The organism is Paenibacillus sp. sgz302164 (genome assembly GCF_056120505.1).
This window is the reverse complement of the sequence record NZ_JBVYOL010000002.1, coordinates 366,690-391,318: the sequence shown is the minus strand read 5'-3', so window position 1 is coordinate 391,318 and position 24,629 is coordinate 366,690. Positions and strand designations below refer to the sequence as shown.

General features: G+C 42.1%; 23 protein-coding genes and 1 riboswitch. Of the genes, 5 read left to right on the top strand and 18 right to left on the bottom strand.

The features are described 5' to 3' along the window. The 9 genes from AC0LWT_RS05250 to AC0LWT_RS05210 form a co-directional block, all read right to left on the bottom strand. A complete protein-coding gene (locus tag AC0LWT_RS05250) occupies window positions 1-675 on the bottom strand; it encodes an ABC transporter ATP-binding protein (RefSeq protein WP_474680157.1) in 675 nt (224 codons plus the stop codon). After that, window positions 659-1,801, bottom strand: coding sequence for an efflux RND transporter periplasmic adaptor subunit (locus AC0LWT_RS05245; RefSeq protein ID WP_474680156.1), 1,143 nt, complete (start codon window positions 1,799-1,801; stop codon window positions 659-661). Before AC0LWT_RS05245 ends, AC0LWT_RS05250 begins: the two co-directional genes overlap by 17 nt. Before the next feature lie 10 nt (window positions 1,802-1,811). Further along, entirely contained in the window at window positions 1,812-2,483 is a 672-nt protein-coding gene (locus AC0LWT_RS05240; protein ID WP_474680155.1) for an ATP-binding cassette domain-containing protein, read from the bottom strand. Continuing rightward, a complete protein-coding gene (locus AC0LWT_RS05235) occupies window positions 2,480-2,662 on the bottom strand; it encodes a hypothetical protein (protein WP_474680154.1) in 183 nt (60 codons plus the stop codon). The genes AC0LWT_RS05240 and AC0LWT_RS05235 overlap by 4 nt, the downstream gene beginning before the upstream one ends. 3 nt (window positions 2,663-2,665) lie before the next feature. Further along, on the bottom strand, window positions 2,666-4,051 hold the full coding sequence (locus AC0LWT_RS05230) for a hypothetical protein (RefSeq protein WP_474680153.1): 1,386 nt from the start codon (window positions 4,049-4,051) through the stop codon (window positions 2,666-2,668). Window positions 4,052-4,229: 178 nt separating this feature from the next. After that, on the bottom strand, window positions 4,230-4,424 hold the full coding sequence (locus AC0LWT_RS05225) for a hypothetical protein (protein ID WP_474680152.1): 195 nt from the start codon (window positions 4,422-4,424) through the stop codon (window positions 4,230-4,232). A 33-nt stretch (window positions 4,425-4,457) separates the two neighbouring features. Beyond that, window positions 4,458-4,943: a hypothetical protein gene (locus AC0LWT_RS05220; protein WP_474680151.1), complete on the bottom strand. Its 486-nt coding sequence runs from the start codon at window positions 4,941-4,943 to the stop codon at window positions 4,458-4,460. A gap of 56 nt (window positions 4,944-4,999) precedes the next feature. Beyond that, window positions 5,000-5,527: a stage II sporulation protein M gene (locus tag AC0LWT_RS05215; protein WP_474680150.1), complete on the bottom strand. Its 528-nt coding sequence runs from the start codon at window positions 5,525-5,527 to the stop codon at window positions 5,000-5,002. An 87-nt stretch (window positions 5,528-5,614) separates the two neighbouring features. After that, on the bottom strand, window positions 5,615-6,439 hold the full coding sequence (locus AC0LWT_RS05210; RefSeq protein WP_474680149.1) for a helix-turn-helix transcriptional regulator: 825 nt from the start codon (window positions 6,437-6,439) through the stop codon (window positions 5,615-5,617). 746 nt (window positions 6,440-7,185) lie between these two features. On the opposite strand from AC0LWT_RS05210, the gene AC0LWT_RS05205 reads away from it, so the two are divergent. Genes AC0LWT_RS05205 through AC0LWT_RS05195 form a run of 3 tightly spaced genes read left to right on the top strand, consistent with a single transcriptional unit; the run spans window position 7,186 to window position 11,748 of the window. Beyond that, window positions 7,186-8,388: a hypothetical protein gene (locus AC0LWT_RS05205; protein ID WP_474680148.1), complete on the top strand. Its 1,203-nt coding sequence runs from the start codon at window positions 7,186-7,188 to the stop codon at window positions 8,386-8,388. 32 nt (window positions 8,389-8,420) lie between these two features. Further along, window positions 8,421-10,841 (top strand): hypothetical protein, encoded by a 2,421-nt coding sequence (locus tag AC0LWT_RS05200; RefSeq protein WP_474680147.1) that lies wholly within the window; start codon window positions 8,421-8,423, stop codon window positions 10,839-10,841. 4 nt (window positions 10,842-10,845) lie between these two features. Beyond that, window positions 10,846-11,748, top strand: a complete 903-nt coding sequence (locus AC0LWT_RS05195) for an ATP-binding cassette domain-containing protein (RefSeq protein WP_474680146.1) — start codon at window positions 10,846-10,848, stop codon at window positions 11,746-11,748. 33 nt (window positions 11,749-11,781) lie between these two features. Here the strand turns inward: AC0LWT_RS05195 and AC0LWT_RS05190 are convergent, their stop codons facing one another. The 5 genes from AC0LWT_RS05190 to AC0LWT_RS05170 form a co-directional block, all read right to left on the bottom strand. After that, window positions 11,782-12,129, bottom strand: a complete 348-nt coding sequence (locus AC0LWT_RS05190) for a DUF3139 domain-containing protein (RefSeq protein ID WP_474680262.1) — start codon at window positions 12,127-12,129, stop codon at window positions 11,782-11,784. Window positions 12,130-12,648: 519 nt separating this feature from the next. Continuing rightward, window positions 12,649-14,229: a hypothetical protein gene (locus tag AC0LWT_RS05185; protein ID WP_474680145.1), complete on the bottom strand. Its 1,581-nt coding sequence runs from the start codon at window positions 14,227-14,229 to the stop codon at window positions 12,649-12,651. A gap of 185 nt (window positions 14,230-14,414) precedes the next feature. Beyond that, window positions 14,415-15,623: a hypothetical protein gene (locus AC0LWT_RS05180; protein ID WP_474680144.1), complete on the bottom strand. Its 1,209-nt coding sequence runs from the start codon at window positions 15,621-15,623 to the stop codon at window positions 14,415-14,417. 80 nt (window positions 15,624-15,703) lie between these two features. Continuing rightward, window positions 15,704-16,060 (bottom strand): hypothetical protein, encoded by a 357-nt coding sequence (locus tag AC0LWT_RS05175; RefSeq protein WP_474680143.1) that lies wholly within the window; start codon window positions 16,058-16,060, stop codon window positions 15,704-15,706. Between the two features lie 37 nt (window positions 16,061-16,097). After that, window positions 16,098-17,915, bottom strand: coding sequence for a hypothetical protein (locus tag AC0LWT_RS05170; RefSeq protein WP_474680142.1), 1,818 nt, complete (start codon window positions 17,913-17,915; stop codon window positions 16,098-16,100). A gap of 479 nt (window positions 17,916-18,394) precedes the next feature. On the opposite strand from AC0LWT_RS05170, the gene AC0LWT_RS05165 reads away from it, so the two are divergent. Next, the gene (locus AC0LWT_RS05165) at window positions 18,395-19,360 is read left to right on the top strand and encodes a cation diffusion facilitator family transporter (protein ID WP_474680141.1); all 966 of its coding nucleotides are present in this window, start codon (window positions 18,395-18,397) and stop codon (window positions 19,358-19,360) included. A 51-nt stretch (window positions 19,361-19,411) separates the two neighbouring features. Here the strand turns inward: AC0LWT_RS05165 and AC0LWT_RS05160 are convergent, their stop codons facing one another. Beyond that, complete coding sequence (locus AC0LWT_RS05160; RefSeq protein WP_474680140.1) at window positions 19,412-20,467, bottom strand: LacI family DNA-binding transcriptional regulator; 1,056 nt, start codon at window positions 20,465-20,467, stop codon at window positions 19,412-19,414. 119 nt (window positions 20,468-20,586) lie between these two features. Between AC0LWT_RS05160 and AC0LWT_RS05155 the strand changes: the two genes are divergently transcribed. Continuing rightward, window positions 20,587-21,468, top strand: a complete 882-nt coding sequence (locus AC0LWT_RS05155; protein WP_474680139.1) for an EamA family transporter — start codon at window positions 20,587-20,589, stop codon at window positions 21,466-21,468. Window positions 21,469-21,480: 12 nt separating this feature from the next. On the opposite strand, the gene AC0LWT_RS05150 is transcribed toward AC0LWT_RS05155, so the two are convergent. From AC0LWT_RS05150 to AC0LWT_RS05140, 3 genes are read right to left on the bottom strand one after another with little or no spacing between them, the layout of a single operon-like run. Further along, entirely contained in the window at window positions 21,481-22,290 is an 810-nt protein-coding gene (locus tag AC0LWT_RS05150) for an ABC transporter ATP-binding protein (protein WP_474680138.1), read from the bottom strand. Window positions 22,291-22,293: 3 nt separating this feature from the next. Continuing rightward, window positions 22,294-23,112, bottom strand: coding sequence for an ABC transporter permease (locus AC0LWT_RS05145; RefSeq protein ID WP_474680137.1), 819 nt, complete (start codon window positions 23,110-23,112; stop codon window positions 22,294-22,296). Window positions 23,113-23,134: 22 nt separating this feature from the next. Beyond that, complete coding sequence (locus AC0LWT_RS05140; protein WP_474680136.1) at window positions 23,135-24,157, bottom strand: ABC transporter substrate-binding protein; 1,023 nt, start codon at window positions 24,155-24,157, stop codon at window positions 23,135-23,137. A gap of 59 nt (window positions 24,158-24,216) precedes the next feature. Further along, window positions 24,217-24,333: riboswitch (guanidine-I (ykkC/yxkD leader) on the bottom strand. Window positions 24,334-24,629: the final 296 nt, after the last annotated feature.

The window sequence follows — 24,629 nt, the reverse complement described above, 5'->3', positions numbered from 1 at the left end:
CTAAATCCTCCGATCTTCTACTACTTTTCCGTCTCGAAGAAGGATGGTTCTTTGCGCATACTGAGCTATTTCAGGTTCATGAGTAACAAGAATAATCGTCTTGCCTTCCCGGTTAAACTCGGAAAAAATACTCATGACTTGTTCGCCTGTCTTTGTATCCAGAGAACCTGTAGGTTCATCTGCAAGAATCACATCGGGGTTATTGATAATGGCTCTGGCAATACTGACTCGCTGTTTTTGCCCGCCTGACAGTTGATTGGGATAATGATGCTTGCGCTCACCAAGCCCCACTCTTTCTAAAGCTCTATGCGCTTTTTCAATCCGTGATCTTTTCTTCTCCCTGGCATAGATTAATGGAAGTTCCGTATTGGATAATGCAGTTAATTTGGGGAGCAGATGAAATTGTTGAAAAACAAAGCCTATGTGCTTGTTACGATATTTTGCCAACTCCTTATCGCTAGATGTCGATACATCCTGTCCATTCAACAGGTATGTACCGGAGGTTATCGTATCCAGCAATCCGATGATGCTCATAAGCGTTGACTTTCCTGAGCCCGAAGGTCCCATTATAGCTACAAATTCCCCTTGTTCGACCAACAAGCTAAGATTATGTAGAACTGGCACTTCAAGCGAATCGGATTTATAGGCTTTGCATATGTTATTTAGATGCAGCATCAACCTTCACTTCCATTCCCTCTTTCCAATCTGCTGCTGGATGTATGACAACGTTATCTTCCTCATCAACGCCTGTAAGCACTTCTTTAATCTGATCATTCATCAATCCGATCGTTATTTCTTTCTTGTACAGCGTGTTGCCTTCAACCACAAACACAAAATCTTTGTTATCTTGCACAAAGGTTGCATCATGCGGCAAGGTAAGTGCATTATCTTTTGCTTTTATTTCTATTTCCACAGATACGTGATAGCCTGCTTGCAGCTCAGCATGTTTCTCCATGAGGCTTACTACGAAAGGATATGAAGTTACAGATTCCTTCTTTTCTACTGTCGAACTTGTGCTGCTTTGAACAGGGCTTAACTTTATCGTATCTACCTTTCCCTTCCATATCTCACTTGAAAATACTTTGGCTTTTACCTTTACCGGTTGGCCGGTTTTTACAAACACAGAATCAAATTCGGTGATTGTGCCCTTAACTTTATAAGGTTCATTAGATACTATATGGATCATAGGTTCTTGTGCTCCCGCATTGCGGGTAACCTTCTCTACAACTCCTGCTATAGTGCTTTTGACGACCAATTTATCTTTCTTCTTTAAAAGATTTTCCATTTCCATATCGTTTTCCTTAATGGACAGCATGGCATACTTCACCTGCCGTTCCAAGTCTTTCTTATCTTTCTCCGCCTGGCGAATTGACTCCTCAACAAGTGTAATATCTTTTAAATTATGTTTAAAATCGGCCTCCAGATTATCCAGCTTTTCACTCTGCTGTTCAAGTCCAAGGGTTAGCCGCGTCTTGGCAATTTCCAACAAAGTTATCTTATTCCCGATCTCTTCTTCATCGTATCGAAACAGTTCAGTATCCTTCGTAATTTCCTGTCCCTCATATACAAATATATCTTTAACCGATCCCATGGTTTCATCTTTATATATGGTCTCTTCCTCACTAGGTGTTATAACACCTGAAGCAATCAAGGTATCCGACATTTGTTGTTTATTCACCTTAACGACCTGCACTTTTGTCACGCTGGTGAGAGAAGATTTTGACTTGGATATAATCACATTCACCACAACGAAACATAAAATCACTATACCGAGTATCATCAAAAGACGCTTATTTTTCATTTGACCGCCCTCAACTATTTTTCTTCCCTTTTATAGTTGTAAGTTTCGTACCGTCCACATAACCTTCCGGCCTTTCTAAAGAAATATACTCGTCCACATATTCCAATATCAGCTTGTTGTGGGTGGCGATGATGCAGCACTTTGCATCGTTGCTTGTCCATTGTTTCAATTCTTTTAAAATATGATTCAACGTAGTTTCATCAATGTTTTCAAGCCCTTCATCAAAAATAATAATATCCTTGTCCAACATCATGTAAATGATAAAAATAACTTTTTGCTTCGTACCTTTAGACAAAGTTTTAATCATTTGATTCAAAACGGTGTCTTTGTCCATGTTCACAAGACTGACTATTTCATTAAACTTGACTTCGTCAAACTTCCTGGAATAGAGCAGTAAAAAGTACTGTGTGACTTCTATAGGCGTCAGATACTCCAACCCGATAAAATCATCGGAGACGAATACAATGGTGTTGTTATAGCCGGGTATTAGCGGTTTATTGTTATATTTTAATATTGCTGTTGATTTTAAATTACCGTTTATAATATTGACCAATGTGGATTTTCCGGTGCCGTTCGCACCTACTACCCCCAACATATGTCCGCCGCTGATATGTACTTCCTGATTTAAAAAAATCACATTCTTGCCGAATGCAAACTTATCAATATTTAATTGCAGGATCACGCATTAATTCCTCCCAAGCGAAAAATCAATACTAAAATCGATGCAATCAAAGCTATTATTGATAAAACGATGACCAAGTAATTAGGATGAGCGCCTTTCTTAATCCCGTTATACGATTTAATTAAGGTATGAATGCTGTACAACGCCAAAAAGGCGAATAAGATCAATTGAAAATACATAGTTTAAATTCTCCTCTCAATATTTCGCTTCTCTATTCTAATGTGATTAACGGTTTTTATTGCCGAAATAACGGCCCCTAACAATACCGCCAAAAACACGAAATCAATAACATGGTCTATATTAAAAAGGGTATCCTTTATCGTTTTCGGAATCACTTCATTGGTGCTCACATTGATATAAATACTGATTGTAACAAACAGCGACATGACTAAAAAACCTTCAATTAAACCGGTGTATCTTCGAAAATCCACAGGTTGCTTCGTTACATCAGCTTTATTTTTTTCAACAAATATATTGGGAGACAAACAAATCATAGTTATAAAAAAGTGCGATGTTCCCAGCAGCAAAATATTATGAAAGCTGCAATCGATCTTCAGCAAGGCGAGTAAGTAAATGACTCCCCATCCTGCATTGAAAATATTGAATACTATTAAAATAACTAGCTTTTGGAAGTAATTATAGAGAATGCCCATGTTATAAAATTCCAATTTGGTGGTTGAAAAATAAAAACATTCGTCATAGGACAAAACTTTTAATTTGATGTAAATATAATAAATAGAGAAATAAACCAGAAGAAGAACAATGTTATGTATTTCAGAAGCCAGTAGTATCTGATTTGTGCTATGTAAAATATAGTTGGCAAAGAAAAATATAAGAAGGTAGAACGGGAATATAAAGGCGACAATTTCTTGCTTGCTTCTAAACAGCATTCTAATGAGCCTTTTCAAATTTATACTTAAAAAGCTTGATTTCTTCTCTTTGAAGTTATATTCTTTATATTTTAACACTCTGTATCTGTAAAAATAAAGCATACCAACCATAATCATGAATAATATAACATAATATAGAACAACTTCAAAACTATGAATAGAATAGATCGCAAGAACCAAATAAATAGCAGAATAAGCATATACGAAGACGCTGGAGTAGCGTTGTACATTTATAAAAGATATTCCGAGTAAAAATAGTAAAATGACATATATTTTAATATCTAGCGAGAACATTAAATTCAAACAAATTAAAACGATCCCATAAAATTGAAAAACAGCTTCTTTAACAAATAATTTATGAAAAAACATTCTAAAACTACGCACATTCAATTCCTTCATCTTTAAAATATATACAATAAATAAAATAGCAATTAAAATGTATTTGAACATTGCCGAATAAAAAAAAGCAGATATGGGCATGACACACAACGCAAAAATCTCAACAACGGAAAACAATTTGCTGAGCAAAGCGCAAATATTAGAATGAAGGTAACTAAATTCAGTACTAATGTAGGACATTTTCTTTTCAAATGAATTTCGGTAATACTTTTTTAAAAAAAGAGCTAGGTACATATATGCAGCGTTCATTTTGCCTCCAACCCTGGTCCATGATTTCATTAAGACTCCAAATTAATTCCCAACTTTTAAATCATACATGCATAATTCGTTCTTTTTGTGATATACTGCTAATAAAGCGGTGTCGGCAGTTGGCTCTATGGAAAAAGGAATAGGAATAAGGAATGTATTAGTATTGTGAGGATCTAATACATTCCTTACTCCTTGTTGTTACCTTAGATTACCAAGCGATAATGGTTTTTCTTCCTGCCCATTTGATCAGGAGAGAAAGAGCGCCTTCCAGTGCAGCTGCCGCTCCGCCAGCAAGTCCAGCAATAAGCGTCAGTGCTGCGACAATGCTCCAGCCGTTCAAGATAGCGTCAATAACATTAGCTGCTACATCAGCCGCAATCCCTGTTGCTACTAATTCAAACATATTTTTCACCTCCTTTCGTGCCCCCAAATAAGCCTAAATGGCCAAGATTAATAAAATTCCTGTAACAATTTGAACCCCCTTGTCCTTTTTCATTTTTTCAAAATTATTAAAAAACAAAACATACAGAGTATACAAAAGAATAACAACAATGTTTATCCACAATTTACTGGATAAGACTCCAAAGACTAACATAAGCTGCGCCGTAATTAACAAAATAAATTTGAAGGTTAATGGAACAAAGTAAGATTCGTTAAGAAAAGTTCTCTCCTTCGAACCTTTATAAATGAACTTAAACACCAATTGAAGCAAAATCCTTATCAGGACCAAGATTACAGCCAAGACACCCAATGTCATTACGGTCCCAACCACAATCGCCCCTATCAGTTGATCGTCCGATAAATTTGCCGTTTTATTAATTACAGCCAGAATCTCTCCCTTTTTTATTGTAAAATTCAATACGATTACTATCAGTATGTATACAGTCAATGTTAAGAAAAATAATAGCTTTTGATTCTTCATAGCGTCCCCCTGCATGATTAAAGGATCCCAGCATTCGCTGAGCTATCTTTAACGTTTTAAAAGTAACCTATTCTGATTGTCTCAGTAACTGCAGCCAAAACCATAAAAACCAAAGCAACCATAAGGTTCATAGGAATTCGCTCGCGGACACCTATATTTTTTTTCCTCTTTAAAGAAGCCATTTCTAATATTTTCCCCGATATTTTAAATGCTATCGATAAAACCAATAATATCTGAATAGTCTCAAATATGAGATGTGGATAAGTTGCGAAAGCTGTTAAAATGCCATTTTTCTTAGCAATAACCGCGAAACTATCTCCGAATATAAAGTAAGTCAACATAACGGGAACAGAAGAACCTACATAAAAAAATATGGATAACAATAAAACTAGCAACGAAATTAAAAAGTTATGCGAAAGTATTTGAAAAAAAATACTGGCAAAGTTATTGCCGGAAAAGTCCATCCGTGTTATGTTCGAACCTTCATCAAATGCTAACCCATAAATGAAACCAACTGTTGTACTAGCAGCTATAATAATGAAAGTAATTTTATGCTCGATGGAAATAAACTCTTTAATTTTCAACCTCCCGCCTCCCTTAGCCATCACTCAGCTGCTTATAACCTAATAATACGCCAGCCAAACATCCTAGTAAATACCATAAATAGGGTATCATTTCATAAACTTTCTTATGAATCCCCCCTTATCGTAGCACTTAGTTTTGCTATAAATCTTTTTTAGAGTATGCCGCACAGTTGCTTCTGAAATACCTAAACATAAAGAAATATGTATTGCGCTTTCATTATGCAGCCAACCAAATCCAATTTCCTTCTCCCGATTTGTCAGACCATACTGGTCAAAATGTTCATAAATTTTTGCTTTCTTCATGCCAGGATCAGCTAACTGAATACTAAATTCAATATCTGTCACTATCCGCTCCAGCAAAGGAACTATTAATTTTACATCATCTGTAATAGAAACCGAAATCTCCAAATAGCCGCGATTTTGGTCTTTGTGCTTAATCGGAGAACAAATACAATTCCATTTTTCAAAAATTTTTAAGCTATGCTCAAAACCTTTGACGGCCACTAATGAATCCATTTGCATGGCCATTGATATGCCATTTATTCCAGCATGTTCAAGACAAAAAGAAGTTCCAATGCCAACATTTACGGATTCCAAGTAGCTTATGATTGTATCGGGTCCCATAATATCAAGTACCGCACCGTCCTGGTTCGTAAGAATGATTAAATAAAGGCCCGACATTGTTTTTTTTAGCGGACTCACCTCTTCTTGCATGATTGAAACAAGTAATTGTTCTTTTTTTACAAGTTCTTGCCTCTGAAGTTTTCCTATTCGAACTGGAAGTTTGGCAGTGTCTGTCTTTATTCCCGTTCTATTAAACAACTCATTCCACAGATATATTTTCTTTATTTCCACATCGGAAAGATTAATCCATGGTTGTTGTGATACGGCAATTCCAGAAAGGTCAATCATTTGAATCCCCCTTATTAAATTTTACCCCTTATGTGAGCGGGGAGAAGCTGTTAATCAAGTACCTCCTTTGTAGTAAGTTTTATCTTACAATTATAATAAATAATAGTTAGGTTAGGGCAATAACAGATGACGCCTGTTTAAACAATTATCAGGAAAATTTTGTATTATACATACATACTATTACTATTCCGGATAATTAAATATAGTAATATATTACTATTTTCCCCTTTTTAAAAGCGAAAAAATGTTATTTTATGTAGAATTTTATTGATTAAATACTAATAGCCAAGACATTTGGCCCATATAGAAAAGAAGTGCATGCCTTCGCTTGTGAAATAAAATGAACTTGACGATAGACTAATGGTGAAACGTTTGCATTAATTCAGGCAAGGCAGTCTCGAAATTAACGATTAATGTTATTTACATTTTTTTCCCGTTATGCTACGTTCAATTGGGGTATTTATCCTTTAAAGCAATTCATTTGAAGCGACATCAGTAACAGGCGGAATTAGCAGTAAAACCACACGGGTTCCTCAAGCGTAAGTACAACCGCAAATCATTTCAATCCGCAATCCCTCTCGGCATCCGGAGTCCATGAGGTTAGTTACAACGGAGGGTATTGGAAGGATTCAACCAACATTAAATAACCGTCCTAATGTTTACTATTAAATAAATAAAAAGAATTCGCCTTTCTGGAGTTCATATCGTCCAAAAGGCGAATTCCTTTTCCTCGGGAGTTAAACGAAATGAAAAAGAAAACATTTTACTTTGCACTAATTGCCGCCATCATCCCCATCTGCTTATCGGGGTGCAATAACAAGGCGAATGATTCTGACGAATACAACAGCGAGACGGACTACCAATATGTTTTTCACGAACAGAATCATAGGGTTCAAACGACGGCCAGCAAAAACGGCTATTACTTTTTAAATGCCAATTATATGTATTATGCCGATAAAAATACGATGAAGCCCGTGCTGCTGGACAATCGTCCAAACGCGGATTGCGACGATACCAAGATCGACGAGAAGCCCAACTGCCGCGCTTATTTCAACATACCGTCAGATAAAGGATTTCTTGAGTATCAGAACGGAAAGCTGTATACCCTCCGGCTCAAACCCGGCTTTGAAAAAGAAAGCTCCCAGAAAACGGAGCTTATTGAAGTATCTCTGGACGGGGCGAAAAGGAAAGAAATAATGACCTTCGATTTCCCGCCGCATGCCATTGCCATTCACAGGGGCGTCGTATATTACTCAACTTCGAGCTACACCAAGCAATCGGAATTAAATTATCAGATTATGAAGTACGATCTCAACGGTGGCATTTTCTCGAAACCGCAAGCCATATATACGGGCAGTCTTGAAGCCGGCCATATATTAGATATCATCCCTTACCGCAGTAATGTTTACTTCTTCGAGTCAGGCAAAAACATGTACCGTACCATGCGGTATGACCTTAAGACCAGCAACGTCTCGCCCATGTTTGAAAATGCCGACAACGGAAACGCCATAATCTCCGGAATTGCCGGCGATAAGCTATATTTCTCGTATTTTTACGGTGATGAGAACGACAGCCGATCTACAGTTCAGTACTCGTCGGATCTGGAAGGCAAACAAATAGAGGTTGTACCAATAAAAAGGAATTTTCTCACTCATTTATACGCAAGCGGTTCCTTTCTCTATGCACGACCTGTATGGTTTTATCTAAACCGCGAAGAAAATAAACATATTGCTGACGAAATGACCGTATACGATCAAAAATATCAAGTTATCGATAAATTCAATCTTTCGTATCTGCCCTTAGCCCATAGCTTGAATCCCGGGGATGAGCGCTATATGTTTGCCCGGTTTAGGAAGGATGACGCTGATCATTTGCAAATATTGGATAAAAATGACATCGGAAGCGGAAACGCCGCATTCAAACCGTTTATCGAAACCAAAAATCATTAAATTAATTGAGCGCCTATCTGCGGAGGAACATCATGAAGCTGATCGGATACGAATTGTTGAAAATTTGCAAGAGGAAATGGTTTGTCGCCCTTCTTCCACTCTTTTTGGTGGCCAACGCAGCCATTTATTATAAACAGGAGACGACAAATCACGGTTATACGATTGCCAATATCGGCGCTTACCGTGATTGGGAGCAAGCCTACAAGGTGCTGCCGATCCCTATTGCCAGTAAGAAGATCGCACAGCAAAAAGAAGAGTTAAGCACGTTCTCTACCTTGTTCTATGCCGCGCGGGATCCCGAGGACCCCATATTGAAGCAGTTTTCGGAGGATATTAAAAAGAATCGGCCCGAATGGGTACAATCATTCATAAACAGCGAATATGCGAACGACCCCGAGCGGTTGGGCCTGGATTTCTATCTAAGCGATCTGATTTATAAGCAATTCCAGGCAGTCCAGGAACATCGTGACTACATCGGGGGCATGCAGCAGCGGGCTAATGACATGCTCTCCGTATCCATATTTCAAGAACAGAATTCATTTTCATACCGTAATATTATGAAGACGGTTGCCGATTTTCAGCATCTAGAGCAAATTCCGCTTGAAATCGGTCTGGAAACCGGCATCGTATCGAGCACCCGATTTCAGGTCACGGACATTTTGCTGACGATATTGATGTTTATGATTTGCATGCTTCTGTTTTTGTACGAAAAAGAAACTGGGCTTGCGCTCCTTATCCGCACCAACAAAAATGGCAGAGCCCGCATCGCGGGGGCCAAGGTGCTCGCATTAACGGCAGTGAGCGCCGTTTTGGCTTTTGTCTTCTACGGAACCATTATAGCCGCGGCCTACCTTTTATACGGATTCGGCGATTTAACGAGGCTTGTTCAATCCATGGCTTCATTCAAGCATAGCAACTTGACATTGAACGTCGGCCAATATTTGGCGCTATTTTGGGCCGGCAAAATCGTCATGTCCGTGATTGCGGCCTTGATTTTTTCTGTTTTTTTCGTTGCCTTTCATCACGCAAGCAAAATCTATATGTACCTGTTGGCCTTTCTCGGAGTCAGCTATTTCGCCTATGTGCTTATCGATCCTTTGTCCTCGCTCAACCTGGCGAAGTATGTGAATCTTTTTTCATTTTACGATGTGTATGGGCTAATGGCTGAATATAACAATATCAACTTCTTTGGCTTCCCCGTCAACCAGATCTGGGTAACCGGAGGCGCCATAGCCGTCCTGCTGCTCCTCTTTCCCGTCGCTATCATTCAAATCTATTCGCGAAAAACCGTCGGGGGTTCCCCCGCATTGTGGGCCGTCATATGGGATAAACGAAGGGCTTTACTTCCCTTGTTCCGCTCCAGGGGTCATGTGAACCTGCTGCGGCACGAGCTGTTTAAGACTTTTGTCACGGGCCGCTCCATACTTGTGATCCTTATCGCTCTCTTTTTCGGGTACAACGCTATCGATTCGCAAGCAATCCGCTTCAATGAAGAGGATGCCATCTATAATACTTACCTGCGTTCTCTGTCCGGTGAACTTACCGCGGAAAAAAAGAATGATATCGAAACGGAAAAACTCAAGTTCGACGAGCTTGCAAACGCTCAAAAGGAAGTATTCGAGGCTTATTCGGCAGGCCGGATTTCACTACGCGAGTACACGGAAAAGCTTGCTGACCTAAAACTATTTGCGCTCAAGCGCAAAGCTTTCGATAAAGTATACCGCCAATATGAACATTTACTGAAACTGCAGCAGGAAAAAGGAATCGACGGGCACTTTGTCAATCAACTTTCATCGGACTATCTGTTCAACAATCATTTCCGCGATATTACCAATAGTATCGTTTACTCTATCCTTTTGACCCTATGTCTTAGCACGATATTTACGATCGAATATAAGACCGGCATTATGGCTATTTTAAGAGCTTCATCAAAAGGCCGGCTTTACTTATTTGCAGTGAAGAATATCGTAGCTGCTTTTTGCGCATTATTGCTCATGGTTATTATTTATTTACCGCAATACGCAAATTTTCTCATAAGCTACAATCCAATCCGTTGGGATGCACCGATCCAGAGCATTGCGCTTTACGGAGAGCTTAATTTGCCGGTTGACGTTCGGACGTTTGTGATTGTTGTAAGCTTGCTCCAGTTGCTTGGCGCTTTAGCCATTACACAATGCGCTCTGTATTTGACCCTTCTCGTGAAAAAGCAATCCTGGTCGCTATTCATACTGTCCGCCGCGCTCGTGATACCGTTATTGATCGAATATGCAGGTCTTGACTTTATCCAATTGTTTTCGTTCAACAACTCCAGTCTGTTATTTACTGAGCTCGCAAACGGCGGCCGCCTGCAGCCTACCATCTATTATTTTTGCGCATTATGGGCGCTTGCCGCTTGGTGTTTGAGAATGTCATGGCACAAGCACAACGCGACCCCATCGAAAAAAGGGAGTTGATCAAGTGCAGCTTACAATAAATCATGTCAGCAAACACTACAAACAGGGGAAAAAAGCCGCCTTGGACAACATCAATTTGGAGCTTACTCCCGGGGTATACGGCATTCTGGGGCCAAACGGCTCCGGCAAATCGACGCTCATGAATATCATCACGGATAACCTGCTGCCGGATACCGGCGAGGTCAGCTTCAACCAAACCCCTATCCGCCGGTTAGGTAAAGCTTATCGGGAAATATTGGGCTACATGCCGCAGCAGCAAGGCTTGTACGATGACTTTACCGGGCATCGGTTTCTGTGGTACATGGCCGCTCTAAAAGACATGAAAAAAGAAGCAGCAAGGACGCAAATCGATGATTTGCTCCAAATCGTAAACCTGCAGCAAGACGCGCACAAAAAACTAGGCTCCTATTCCGGCGGCATGAAACAGCGAATCATGATCGCCCAAGCGCTGCTAAACGATCCCAAAATCGTTCTGTTGGACGAGCCGACCGCCGGTCTTGACCCAAAAGAACGAATCCGAATACGAAATTTTATCTCGGCAATCTCATCGAATAAAATCATTCTGATCGCTACGCATGTCGTCTCCGACATCGAATCTATCGCCAAGCAGATCATATTTCTGAGGCATGGGAACATTGTACTGCAGAATGACCCGTATTCGCTGCTGGAATGGATGAAGGACAAAGTGTACACGGTATATGTATCGGAGAAAAATCAACTGGAAAGCATTGAACAGCAGTACAAAGTGAGCAATATTACCAACGAAAAAGAAGGCATCTGCGTCCGTATCGTAGGCGATCATCCGCCGGAGAATCTAGCCGCGACACCCGTCAAGCCGAACCTGGAAGACGTCTACTTGTATCTCTTCGAGCAAGAGAATGCCAGCGGTTCGACGGTGTCGTTATAGCGTTAACGTGTGGCTTGCCGCCGCTTTTATGCGCTATGGCAGGGGCTCATTCTGCTCTAAGTGCTTGTAGTTTTGTGGGTCATATTTGCCTTGAGGCGGGAACTGATACCAGCTATTTGACGAGGAAGAATACGAATACAAATAGGTATTATTCGGTTCATCTTTGAAAGTAACATATACAGGGTACTTAGGAAGAGTACTTAGTTCACACTTGATGCTTAATATCTCATCATCTTTATACCCTTTTGAATATACTAAATAATCATGCATCTTCTTTTCCAACTGATAAAAATCAACTCTAATCTTTATAAAAATACCCAGAATTAACAGTAAAAACAGTATAAGAATTGATAGCAAAACTTTTCTTTTGAGCAACCCCATCACTAATAACACCTTCTTTATATAAATAAGTCCACTTGTAATCCCCGGCAACAGGACACAATCGACACATTGCATTTACCCCATAAACCCTTACCCCACAAAGAGTCCTCCCACCGCACAAAAAAAGGAACCCAGCCAACGGGACGTGGGTTCGGGGATTTTAGTGTTTTTTTTAGGGTTTACGCGATAAGGAAAATCAAAGCGTAAAGCCTTGCGTGGCAAGGGTTTGAGCATTTTTCTGAAAATGCATGGATTTCATTTTCGATGCGCCGCGGAAAGCCGAATCGCTCAAATCATTTCAAACTCTTGATGAAAACAGATAGCAACGAACATTGCATTCCGAGCTTTTAAGGAAAAATCATATTCAAGTCACTATAATTATGGTAACAATCGTTACACTTGACTATGTATTACTCTGGTTGCTTACCGCTCACTCGAAAATGATTTCTGCCCCAAAACAATGGACAGATTCGTCTATTTTTGCATTAAAGACTAAACAGCCCAGAACGACATTCACAGTTATAATTTGACTCTTTCAGATATTCCATGAATAAATGGTGCCCATTCCTCCTCAAACATTCCAATCACACTGACTCCAGAATCGTATATTGGTATCGGCGTAAATCCTAATTGTTTTCCTCCTATGGCATCTATACAACTTCTTAATATCATCTGTCTTTCCAAGGTCGCTACGTTTGCACCGTAGAATTCTATTAGAGGTATCCAGTCATAGAATGCCCTGCATCGATCGAATGTAAATATATCCGTAAACATTTTTCTTACTTTTGCAGTATAACTATACCGCCTGTGATTGAACATTTGAGGATGATACGGTAAACCCAACTGATTTAAAGCTATTTCTGTTAAAATATCTGGAAAGATAATGTCACAGAACAATCTTTTTTTTTCGATTTCATCCATAATTCTATATGTTTCTTTTACGGACTTTAATAATGTTGGTGAATATATATCAATATTTCCTGTGCTGAATCCCGAACGTAAAAGAGCTGCTATTCTCACAGCTTCTGATCTATTACATTTTCCTCCAGCTTCTTTAGTCCTATATACAGTATCCCAGTACTTAGATAACTTATAATCCGAGTTGTTTATTCTTTCTATAAAACCAACTTGAGGGTAATCTTCGTATACCATATACTCATCTCTATACTCTTGACTGATAAACTTATTATAAGCCGTTTCGTCATTATTAAATAATTTTTCAAACAGCACTCTTTCATTTGATATTCTATAATCCGGAGATATAACATTTGCATAAAAAATTGGATATAATGAGCAGAATGAAGAGTAGGCGCCTTCAAAGTTATCTTTTATTTTGGCAACTAAAGCTGACTTATTCCCAGTACCATAATACGGCCCAACACCGTCGCCGAACCACTTTATTAATTCTCCATCCTCATCTAAAACACCATGCACATTGCCTTCAAGATATTTTTGATCTACAAAGAAGTTAGCTAAAAAGTCAATTCCTTCGTCTGTTTTATCTGGAACTGATGAATTAGTTATCAAAATACCTAATTCAGAGAGAACCTGATTATCAAAAATATTGTGTATTGTTAAAAATGGTTTTTTCTCCTTTGAAAACAAGGGGGCAGTAAAATCTAAATATATAATGTCGAAAGCCATAGGATATATTTTAAAAAATGCTTCTATACTGCCGTGAAAAACCTTTAATGTCGGATAGTTATTGCGTATGCTGTCAATTGCTGTATTAAAATATCCTTTATCAGCTTCTATTGCCCAAATATTTTCTATGCGTAAACCTAATCGTAGTAATATTTGCAAATCATTCTCTGGCTCTGGTCCACATAAATAGACGACCCTTAGATCGCCAGCCTTTTTAAATCCATAGGTGTTATTTGCGAAATCGCACCATGAATTTAGTATAGAAACATCTGGTTGATACGATGAAAAATAATCCTTTGTATACTTACATTTATAAAAAATATAATTCCATAAGTTTCTGATGTACTCTTCTTTAAGAACTCTATTGTTACTTCTATTGCTAGTCAAAGAATATACAGCATGCTCCCATATCATTTCCCGAGATCGTTCTTTTATATCTTGTTTATAAGTGTCCACAGATATCACCTTATCAGTATTAAAGTTACGCTGATTCCCATTCATATTGTTTGTCGCTTCCCATGTGTCTTGATGAAATAGTTATAAGGGTTTCACGTTTCAAATTCATTGTGTTTGGTTGCCGTTTATCAGAAATTCCGGATTTTCTTCCAACTGAGACCTCAAGTCATAAATCAACTGTAATACTATGGTTCTAAGTAGAAATAGTTTAAATACTCAGCCTGTACTTCGTATCCTTCCAAATCAAATTCAGCACATGTACCCAATAACTCGTAATCTACTTCTGTCTCAAATGATTGGATCTTGTTAATTAATTCGTCCAGATGTAACCTTCCATCCTGGGAGAAGAGTTTAATTAGCTGGAGCATCATATACACTGTTATTAAATGCTTATTTTCCAAATGCAGCTGAACCCTCTTATCCAGCATCAAATAATAAATTTTTACATGATCCGATAATTCATTAATCCGTTCGTCATTGTCAAAGATATAGTCGATATTATTTTTATTAAGAAGAAACTGTTCATGCACTGGCAATTGATTTCTGTATACTTTATTAAATATGCGTTGTGTATTTAAGTGATCTTCTGTTGGGTTAAAGACATTCTCTTGCCACTTGCACTCGATTATCAAAAGAATGTTTTTATCTATATCATAAATTGCTAAATCAATTTCACTACCTTTAATACCTTGCTGATGTGCAACCTTTTGATAATCCTTTTCCATTTTAACTACAATATTAGAGTATTTACTTGCCTTATCCGCTACCCAGCTAACAATTGTATGTGCTATTGTATTTGTCCTATTAGTTATTTCTATGTTTTTGTAATAATGCCCATTGGGGATATTAAAGTGCCAATCATTTAAAATAAAGGAACTAGGGATAAAATATATCTCTTCCTGATGAAATATTAAAGGAAACTCTTGAAAAGTACCTTCCCCACTAATTGGAAAAGAAAAATACAAAAAATATTTCCTTAGCTGCTCTACTGGAATTCTTATTGCTCTATAAGCCATTTCAATTAACTGATCTTTGTTATATGAAAAAACCAATGTATCTGTTACGTTATTATATCCAGGTACACCAGCTAATTTACAAAAAATTTTGAATTGGCTTAAAGAATAAAAGAACCCTACAAGTTTACGGAAATTAGACATCTGTTCTATCGAATCGCTAATTATGTTACCTCCGAGTTTTTCAAAGTCTCTATCAACTCTTGAAATGCAAAGGTCAATATAATCTCTATCTCCACATCTTTCTATTTTTTGTAGCTGCTTATGATTCCGAGTAGCTAAATAATTAATAACACGAGCAGATGCCTCAGACTCTTTACGCATACCCTCTTCATCATGAATTCCTCTATAGTGAATGGAAGCATCGAGCATCGAGTTCATTATGGATGGTCTTACCACTGGAACCTTACTGCCAGTTATCTCGACCTTGTACTGTCCGTAAGAATTCATGTCTTTAATTTTTAGCTTATACTCGTAATCATCCCAAACATCTTTAATTTGGGTATACAACTTTTAAAGTTATTGTATTCATCTTTATCGAACAAATACGTCGGGTTGCAACTTCCCTGCTTTAACATCTCTCTTACAAACCAGCTAATCGCATATCTCTCTTCTTCAATCCAACTGATATTCCCCTCACGTTGTAGCTCTATACAACGTTCCTCTAACCTTAGGAGCGGATAGATAAGTAAGTATCCTAGATTGTTTTTATATTTTGTAAAATATGAATTAACGAACGTATTGATTCGCTCATTAAGCGCTACTATTAGTTTTTGGCGAAATTCATATTCTTCTTGACGTGGGTTGGTTGTCGACATTAATTGCGTCCTCCCCTAACAAATATTTAATTCATGTTTAAGTAAGTATACGTTCATTGATCCAATCAGTTAACTTTACAAATGGAATTACAGGGTACAGCAGCTCATCCTCCAATGACGCAATAGAAAACGAGTCAGTAACAAATACACCTATGGGAGTATGCTTTTCAATCAAATCAATATCTTGAACCCCAAGAAATGAAAGAACAGAATCCCAATTTTCAACAATTGTTGTAATCTTGTTATGAAGTTTAGTTTGGAAAGAATCCCTCTTGATTTTTTTCAAACTCCCAAGCTCGTTACCCACCGCTTTTGCCGTTATTTTCAAAGGGAAATCCTTACATTCAATAACAAACAATCTCCCATTACACAAAAATAAAACATCGATTTCACCAGGTAGTTGAACGAACCCTTTTTCATGGATATTGGGTATATCCTTTTCATTAATACCATTTTTAATCAGTGCCTTATAGTAAGAGATTTTTAAACTTGATGCAACTTCGCTTTCAAACTTCTTGTTTACACCTTTCTGAATAATATTGTCTATTTCCGTTTTAAACTCCCCTTTAGGTAATATTCCTTGCCGAATATCTACGGAAAGCCCTAGAACAGAAAAAGCCAGAGTATTTATAGGAGTAATCAATAAACCATCACTTATAGGAATCAAGCACTTTCTTAAGGGACGTGATTCTCTTAAGGATGTTGATGTAGAAAATTGGAAATCATTTCTGCTCGTTATAGAATCTATGAAGGTCTTTGCCTCAAGCTCAGAACAACTTACAAAATGTCTTACCAATTCCATGAACTGACCTGCATCCCCCAAGAGATATTGATTAAGAGGATCAAAGTTACTCGAAATCGAGCCTATAAACTTATCCATCTCATCTACACTTAAACCCATATGTTTTTTTGAAATTACATTAATTCGTTCCCTAGTCTCTTCATTTAACTGCTTTCTTGCCCGTCCCGACATCATCTCTACGTACTCATTTTTGAACTTCTCATATTTCTGATCAAACGCTGCTGTCCGCACGACTTCCAAATTCCCATCCTCGTCTATTTGAATTTCCTGTTGACTTAGTATAGAATCATTAGCCGTATCTCGACAATCAAGAATATGGTAAACAGCACGAATCGTTGCTAACAATTTTCCAAAGTGAATTGGGTTTAGCATAACCTTACTATCACCTTTATTTTGTTTAGCATAGTGAGTAATAATCTCAATTCCATATTGAAACGCTAATTTATCAAAAGTAAGAACGCTTTCCCAAGTTTTAAAGACATCACTAAAACGATTGGGGATAAACCTTCTATACATATCTAGGGTCTGAATCAGAGTTTTAATAAATTCATCCTTTACTTCATTAATATCAAAATCTTTTTCTTGAGCCTCTTGAACCCAACCGATAGCTGAAGCAGTTAAATGCAAATTATATTCCAAGGAGGTCATCAGTCCTATAAGATAACCTTTCGGGTTCGGACTAACAATTTCATGGATTCGATCTAATAAAAACCCCATTAAGTAATTACAAATCGTAGAAATATCTTTACGTCCCTGATAAGATGTATTTGCTAGATTTAAGCTAGAAGTTAGTTCCGAAATAATTTCATCTTCGGAATTGATTCTCAAATTAACTTTATTCGGATTTATGAGGGTAATTTCCCCTTCATTAAACACAGGTGCAATAGAGTGGAGTTTTGCTTTTAAATCAAAATGATATAAATCCTCCGCTACCCCAGAGAAAGAGAAAATAAGCGACCTTATCTCTTTACATTCCTTGCAAGTATGAGAACTTGCCACTGCGAGTAAGTTAGAAACCTTAATTTCAGATATTGAGCAATCTTTACAAACCATTTGTTACACCTACCCTCTTTATAAAAAAACTCTAGATAAAAATAGTCGACCAATCAGATGGTTATCTCAAAAACCCTGAAAATTACTTTATTTCTATTTGTATCCTCTTAGGACAAAATACGCTCATACCCCTAATTCGTCACTTTTTTCCAGTATCCTTCAAAATAATACATTAAAGCTGCAATAAGGGTCATTCCCGCCGCACAAAAAAAAGGAACCCAGCCAACGGGGCCAGGTTCAAAAGTTTATATATTAAAAAGGGGGTCTTGTTTATTATATTACCTCATCTACATTATGAAACCATAACAAAAATATTTCATTTGTGTAACAAAATTGGAAACGCATTCATAAATTGGTCCTGTAAAATTAACGGTTGCGCCTTGGCGTGAAGTGGCATATACTGAAATTACTTAATTAGAATTATTCTAAATAAGAGAGTAATTCTCATTCTCATTAAGGCCAACAAGGAGGGCTCACATATGGTTATCGAATATGATTACCACCATCTCCACCACGTCAAAGAACAAAGCAAATCCAGAAAAACGTTATGGGTGACGCTGATCCTGACTGCCTTTTTTACAGCTGTCGAAATTGTCGGGGGACTCCTTTCCAACTCTCTGGCGCTGCTCTCGGATTCCGCGCATATGATCTCCGATGTCATCGCTCTGGGGCTTAGCATGTTCGCTATCCATCTGGCGACCCGGCAGCCGAATGCCCGGTTTACGTTCGGTTTTTTGCGATTTGAGATTATCGCTTCTTTCCTCAACGGTCTGGCGCTGTGTGTCATTTCGCTCGGCATTTTCATTGAAGGGATTGGGCGCATCGTCCATCCGCAGCCGATTAAGCTGGGGCTTATGCTCGGCATCGCCTCCATCGGTCTGATCGTGAATCTTGTGCTTACGCTTGTGCTGCACAATAGTGTGAAAGAAGAAGAGAACCTGAATGTGAAAAGCGCGCTCTGGCACTTCATCGGCGATCTGCTGAGCTCTGTCGGAGTTATCGTCTCCTCGGTCATTATTTATTTTACCGATCTGCTCTGGGTTGATCCGCTGATCAGTATCGTCATTGGGGGCATTATTTTTGTCGGCGGCAGCAAAATTATTAAAGAGTCTTACCTGATTCTGATGGAATCCGTTCCGGAGCAGTTCGATCTCGATGAAATCCGCGGCAATATCCGTCGGGTCGAAGGTGTGGAAGATGTGCATGAGATGCATTTATGGTCGGTTTCTACGAACCACTACTCGCTGACTGCGCACATTTTTACCGATCCTGACGTTCAGCCTTACTGCATCATTTTGGCGATTAATGAAATGCTGAAGGCCAAATACGGCATCGAGCATTCGACCATTCAGATCGAGAATGCCAATATTAACCCGCACGGGGAGTACGGCAGGGAGTTTTTGAAGCACAAGGAAGAGGCTCTTTTAAAAGGCGAACGCGCGTAAAAATAAAGGCCGTTTCAGTTCCGTCAGTTCGCGGGCGAAACGGTCTTTTTTTCATGTGGCTGTAGATTGGCGGGCCATCAGCTTGAGCGGTATGGACAGTTCATGCCCCGTTTCCGGCAAGTGGGCGTCCAGCAGCTTCATGGTTTCGGCGTTCATTTCTTCCCCGATCTGTTTCATGAGAAAAGAGGCCACAAGGTGCGTTTGCAGCTCGACGGGCATATGAAAGCTGGTAATCGAGGGATAGCTGACCTCGGCAAAAAATTCGTCGTCCATGCCGAGGAGCTGCACCTCTTCCGGCACACGGATGCTCCGCGCATGGCACACGGACAAAATTTCCAAAGCCAGCGCATCGTTGAAGGTGTAGATGCCGAGCGGCCTCCTTCCGCCGCTGAGCCGCAGCGCTTCGTCCAGGATGCCTTCGACGCCGAGCTCCCCCGCATCCAAAAGCGCATGCACGCAGTCCTCCCCGCAGTCCCGAATACCTGCGGTAAAGCCTTGTATGCGCTGGACGTTGGCGCCCAAGCCGTTGCGTCTTCCCGCATAGACGATAGCGCGGCAACCGCTGCCGTACAAATGCCGCGCCGCTTCCGCGGAAGCTCCGGCGAAATCCAGATTGATCGCCATCTTCACGATATCGCTCGGCCAGCCCCAGCCGTTGAAGACGACGAGCGGCGTGCCTTCGCCGACGATTTGGCTCGTTGATTCCGTGCTCATCGCCAAGCCGTGGCATACGAGCCCGTCCACCCTGCGCTGCAGCAGCAGCTCGAGGTGTCTTTTTTCGATTTGCGGATTCATGCCTGCGGCGGAAAACACGGATAAATGGTAGCCGAAGCCGAACACCTTCTGCTCGAGCATTTCGGCAAAGCGGCCGTAATAGCCGCCAAAATGGGGAATGATCAGCCCCAGCTCATACGATCTGCGGCGGCTCAAATTTGCGGCCAGCGCATTCCGGCGATAACCGAGCTGCCGGACGGCCTCTTCCACTTTGCGTATGGTATCCTGGGCCATCGGCACATTTTTGCGGTTCAGCACGTTGGAGACCGTCGCTATGGAAACGCCCGCTTCCCGGGCCACGTCGACGATCGTAGGCTGTCTGTGTTTGCTCATCGGATTCCTCTCTCATTCATGTTGCAGCTTTTGAACTCATTGTATCGGGAAGCCCAACCCTCGTCAATCGAGGCGCGTTCCGATATAATGAAGCCACTACATATAAAGGAGATACGTTCATGTGGTTTCTTGCAGCCGTAGCCAGCGCCGTTCTGTTTGGCCTGACCGGCTTTTTTATGAAAGCGAGCCAAATGCGCCAAGGCTCCGCAACTTATCTGCTGCTCGGACTGTACATCACAGGCACGATAGGCTTTTTCGCAGGCAGCTTGTGGGAAGGCTCCTTGCACCTCGGAGATTGGCGGCTGTGGGCGGCCGGAATCGTCATCGGCATAGGCTCGGGCTGGGGCAATGTCGTCTTTATGAAAGCGCTCGATCATGGTCCGGCGAGTTTGACCGCTCCGCTGATGAACCTGAACATTGTACTCGTCATTCTCATGTCCCTCTGGATCTACGGGGAAAGCATCAGCGCCATCGAAATTGGCGGAGTCGCGCTGCTGTTCGCTTCGGCCGTGCTCGTTTCAATCCGATTGAAAGAACCGCTTACGATCAAAGAGCGCATATGGTTCGGGCTCGTCGCCCTGGGCGGGCTGTTGTTCTTTTTTCGCAACGGAGGGTTGAAGGTCACCGCTGAGCTGGGGCTGGCGGGTACGCCGATCCTTTTCATCAGCTATCTGCTCTCGGCCGCATGGTTCGCCTTCGCCGCCGTCCGGGAACGGCAAAATCCCGCACAGTACGCCCATGTCGCAGCAAAAGCAAACGATACGTCACGCCGTACGGGACTCATATGGGGACTGATTGCGGGCTGCTTCTCCTACGGAGGCCTGCAGTTGTACGCCGCTGCGCTGGAAACCGGCCCAGGCTCGATTGCCGCGCCGATTTTTTCCACGTACGGGCTCGTCGTTGTCGTCGGCTCCGTACTCGTCTACAAAGAGAAGCTCACGAAGCTGCAAAGCCTCGCGCTTGCGCTGCTTTTTGCGGGCCTCATTCTGGTCAAAATGTAGCCGTCATTTCCATCATTCTTCATGCCGCCGCTCGCCGATGAGCGCAATAATTTCCTTTTTCAGCTTGATAAAAGGTTCCGAATCCTTCGCGTCGCCGGCGCTGCGCAAACCGGGAGGCACTGCGATTTCCTTGCGGATCGTGCCGGGATGCGCCTGCATCACGTACACCCGCTGCGACAGGAAAATCGCCTCCTCGATGTCGTGGGTGATAAAGACGACGGTCGTCTTCTCTTTCTCCCAGATGCGGAGCAGCAGCTCCTGCATCGTGCTTTTCGTCTGCGGATCGAGGGCGCCGAACGGCTCATCCATCAGCAGCACTTCCGGGTTGTTCGCCAGCGCCCGGGCGATGGCGACGCGCTGCTTCATGCCGCCGGACAGCTCCTTCGGCAGTGACCGGGCGAAGCGCTTAAGCCCGACAAGCTCCATGAAATGGTCGGCGATCGCGCGCTTTTCAAAAATCGGCACGCCTTTCAGCGTCAGGCCGAATTCGATGTTTTCCCGGACCGTCAGCCACGGAAACAGCGTATACGTCTGGAACACCATGCCCCGGTCGGCGCCGGGGCCGTCGATTTCGTGCCCGGAGATGCTCAGCGAGCCGCTCGTCATCTCCTCCAAGCCCGCTATGATGCGCAGCAGAGACGATTTGCCGCAGCCGGAAGGGCCGACGAAGCTGACGAACTCGTGGGCTTCGACATGAAATGAAACCCGGTCCAGCGCGAGGAACTGCGATTTTTTGGTGCTGTACGTTTTGCTGACATCGACAGCTGTAATTTTATTTTCCCGAGCCGGCTCGGGCTTAATGGAATGCACGGCATGCAGCATATGTTAGCGGCCCCCTTCCTGCCATGGGAAAAATCTGCGGTGGCAATAGGCAAATGTTCTGTCCGTCAATAAGCCAAGGAGCCCGATCGCAATGATGCCTACGAAAATAATGTCCGTATTCAGGAACCGCTGAGCTTTCATAATGGAAAACCCGAGGCCGCTGCTCGCCGCAACGAGCTCCGCCACGACGAGATAGGTCCACGCCCAGCCGATAATGAGCCGCATCGTATTCATCAGATCCGGCAGCAGTGCCGGAATGAGCACTTTCTCGATGACCTGCCGACGGTTCGCCCCAAGCGTATACGACGTTTGCAGCAGATCGTTCGATACCGCACGGGTGTTGTCGGCGACCATCAGCATGAGCTGGAAAAAGCAGCCGATAAAAATGACGAGAATTTTCGCCGCTTCGCCAATCCCCGCCCACACCATGATGAGCGGAATGAACGCCGTGGCCGGCATGTAGCGGATAAACTCGGCCGCCGGCACGAACAGCGATTCGGCGAACCGGAAGGTGCCGGCGAGAATGCCGAGCGGAATGCCGATGATGCACGCCAGCAGGAAGCCCATGCCGACGCGGTAGATGCTGATGCCCACATGATGCCAAAACGTGGCCGTCTGCACTTGCGCAGCGAACTGGCTCAGCACCTGGCCGGGAGTCGGCAGGAAGGTGCGGTTCACGAGTTCCCCGTAGCTGAGCACGCTCCAAAGCACGAGAAACGCTGCAGCGACCAGCACGATGCCCGACATGTACGCTTTGCGGCTGATGTCCCCGCGTATGGCAAACAGGGAGGATCTGCGTTTCTTTTTTACCGTTGTGTTCATACGAATGCTCCGCCTTCCCCTGTTATTTCTTGCGTTCTTTCGCCACTTCCTCGACAAAGTGCCCATCCAGGAACGATTCCGGCTTCGGAACGGCGGACAGCATATCCAGCCCTTTCAGAAACTCCGCCGTTTTTTGCGCCGTGAAGTGCAGCGATGTCAACGAGTCGGCTTTTTGAAAAGCTTTCACATTATCGTCAAGCTGGAAAATTTTCACACTGTTCACTCCGGCCTTGTACTCCTCCAGCGGCGTTTCCGCGGCTTTGGCCATAATTTGCAGCGACTCCTCGGGATTCGCCTTCCAGTAATCCAAAGCGTCGAACCAGGCGTTAATTATTTTTTTCACATCGTCCGGTCTGTTTTTCGTAATTTCTTCTTTAAAAACGAGCAGATCGGGAATGAGCCCGGGCGTATCCGCCGACGAGAAAAGCAGCTTCCCCTTGCCCTCCTGAAGCGCTTTGCTCAAGAACGGCTCCCACAGCACGGCCGCATCGAGATTACCGGAAATAAAGGCTGGACCCGCGTCATTGACCGTCATGTTCGTGTAGGCAACGTCTTTTTCGGCCAGCCCGGCTTTTTCCAGCGCCGTCAGCATCAATAGATGGTCAACCGTGCCTAGCTCTGTGGCAACCTTTTTCCCTTTCAAATCCTGCAAAGACGTAATTCCGGGCTTCACGACGACCCCGTCGCCGCCGTTGGAATTGTCGTTAACGAGAACGGCTTTCACGCCGATTCCTTTGCTGGCGGGCGCGAGCGTGTCGCTGAGCGTTTGGCTGTTCGCATCCACCTTGCCCGAAGCCAGAGCCGACAAGGAATCACTGTATACCGGAAACCAGACGAGCTCTGCGTTAACGCCGTTTTTCTCGAAAAAGCCTTTCTCTTTGACCAAATACCATACGAACCAGCCCGGCCAGGGGCTTAGCGCGATTTTTATCGGTTCTTTCCCCCCGGCTTGCGCCACGTTCGCTTCCTTGCCGCCTGAACAGGCGCTTGCTACCAAGATCATACATACAAGAACCAGCATCAAACATACCCGACTTTTTTTCATTCCGTTCTCCCTCTCTCCTAGTAAAAAAATAAAGCCCGGAACGATATCAAGTTCTGATATCCTCCCGGGCTTTTGTCCCTCCGTGTGCACAGTGATTGAGTGATCGCCACCGTGTGTCTTCTCTTGGACCAGACCGGCAGAACGACGCTGCTCGCGGAACCCTAGAAAACATAATGCTATGCGGTTGTCGAATGGATTTGTTTCTATCATACTGAGAACTTTCGTTCATGTCAATATACATAACATAAATTTATTTTACTATTGAATTTTGCTTGATAATGTAATAATATATTACACATAAAGACCTATTTGGAGGTGGATTTGATGTATTCCGTTCACTTTCACATTAGTATGTTAGATAATACTCCTGCAACATCCCCTGTAACTGCTCCCCCGTCCCCGCATCCCTTTACAGCAGCAAGCAAGCAGTATGAAAAACTATACGCAGTTTCATCTTCTCCCCCGCAGTTTA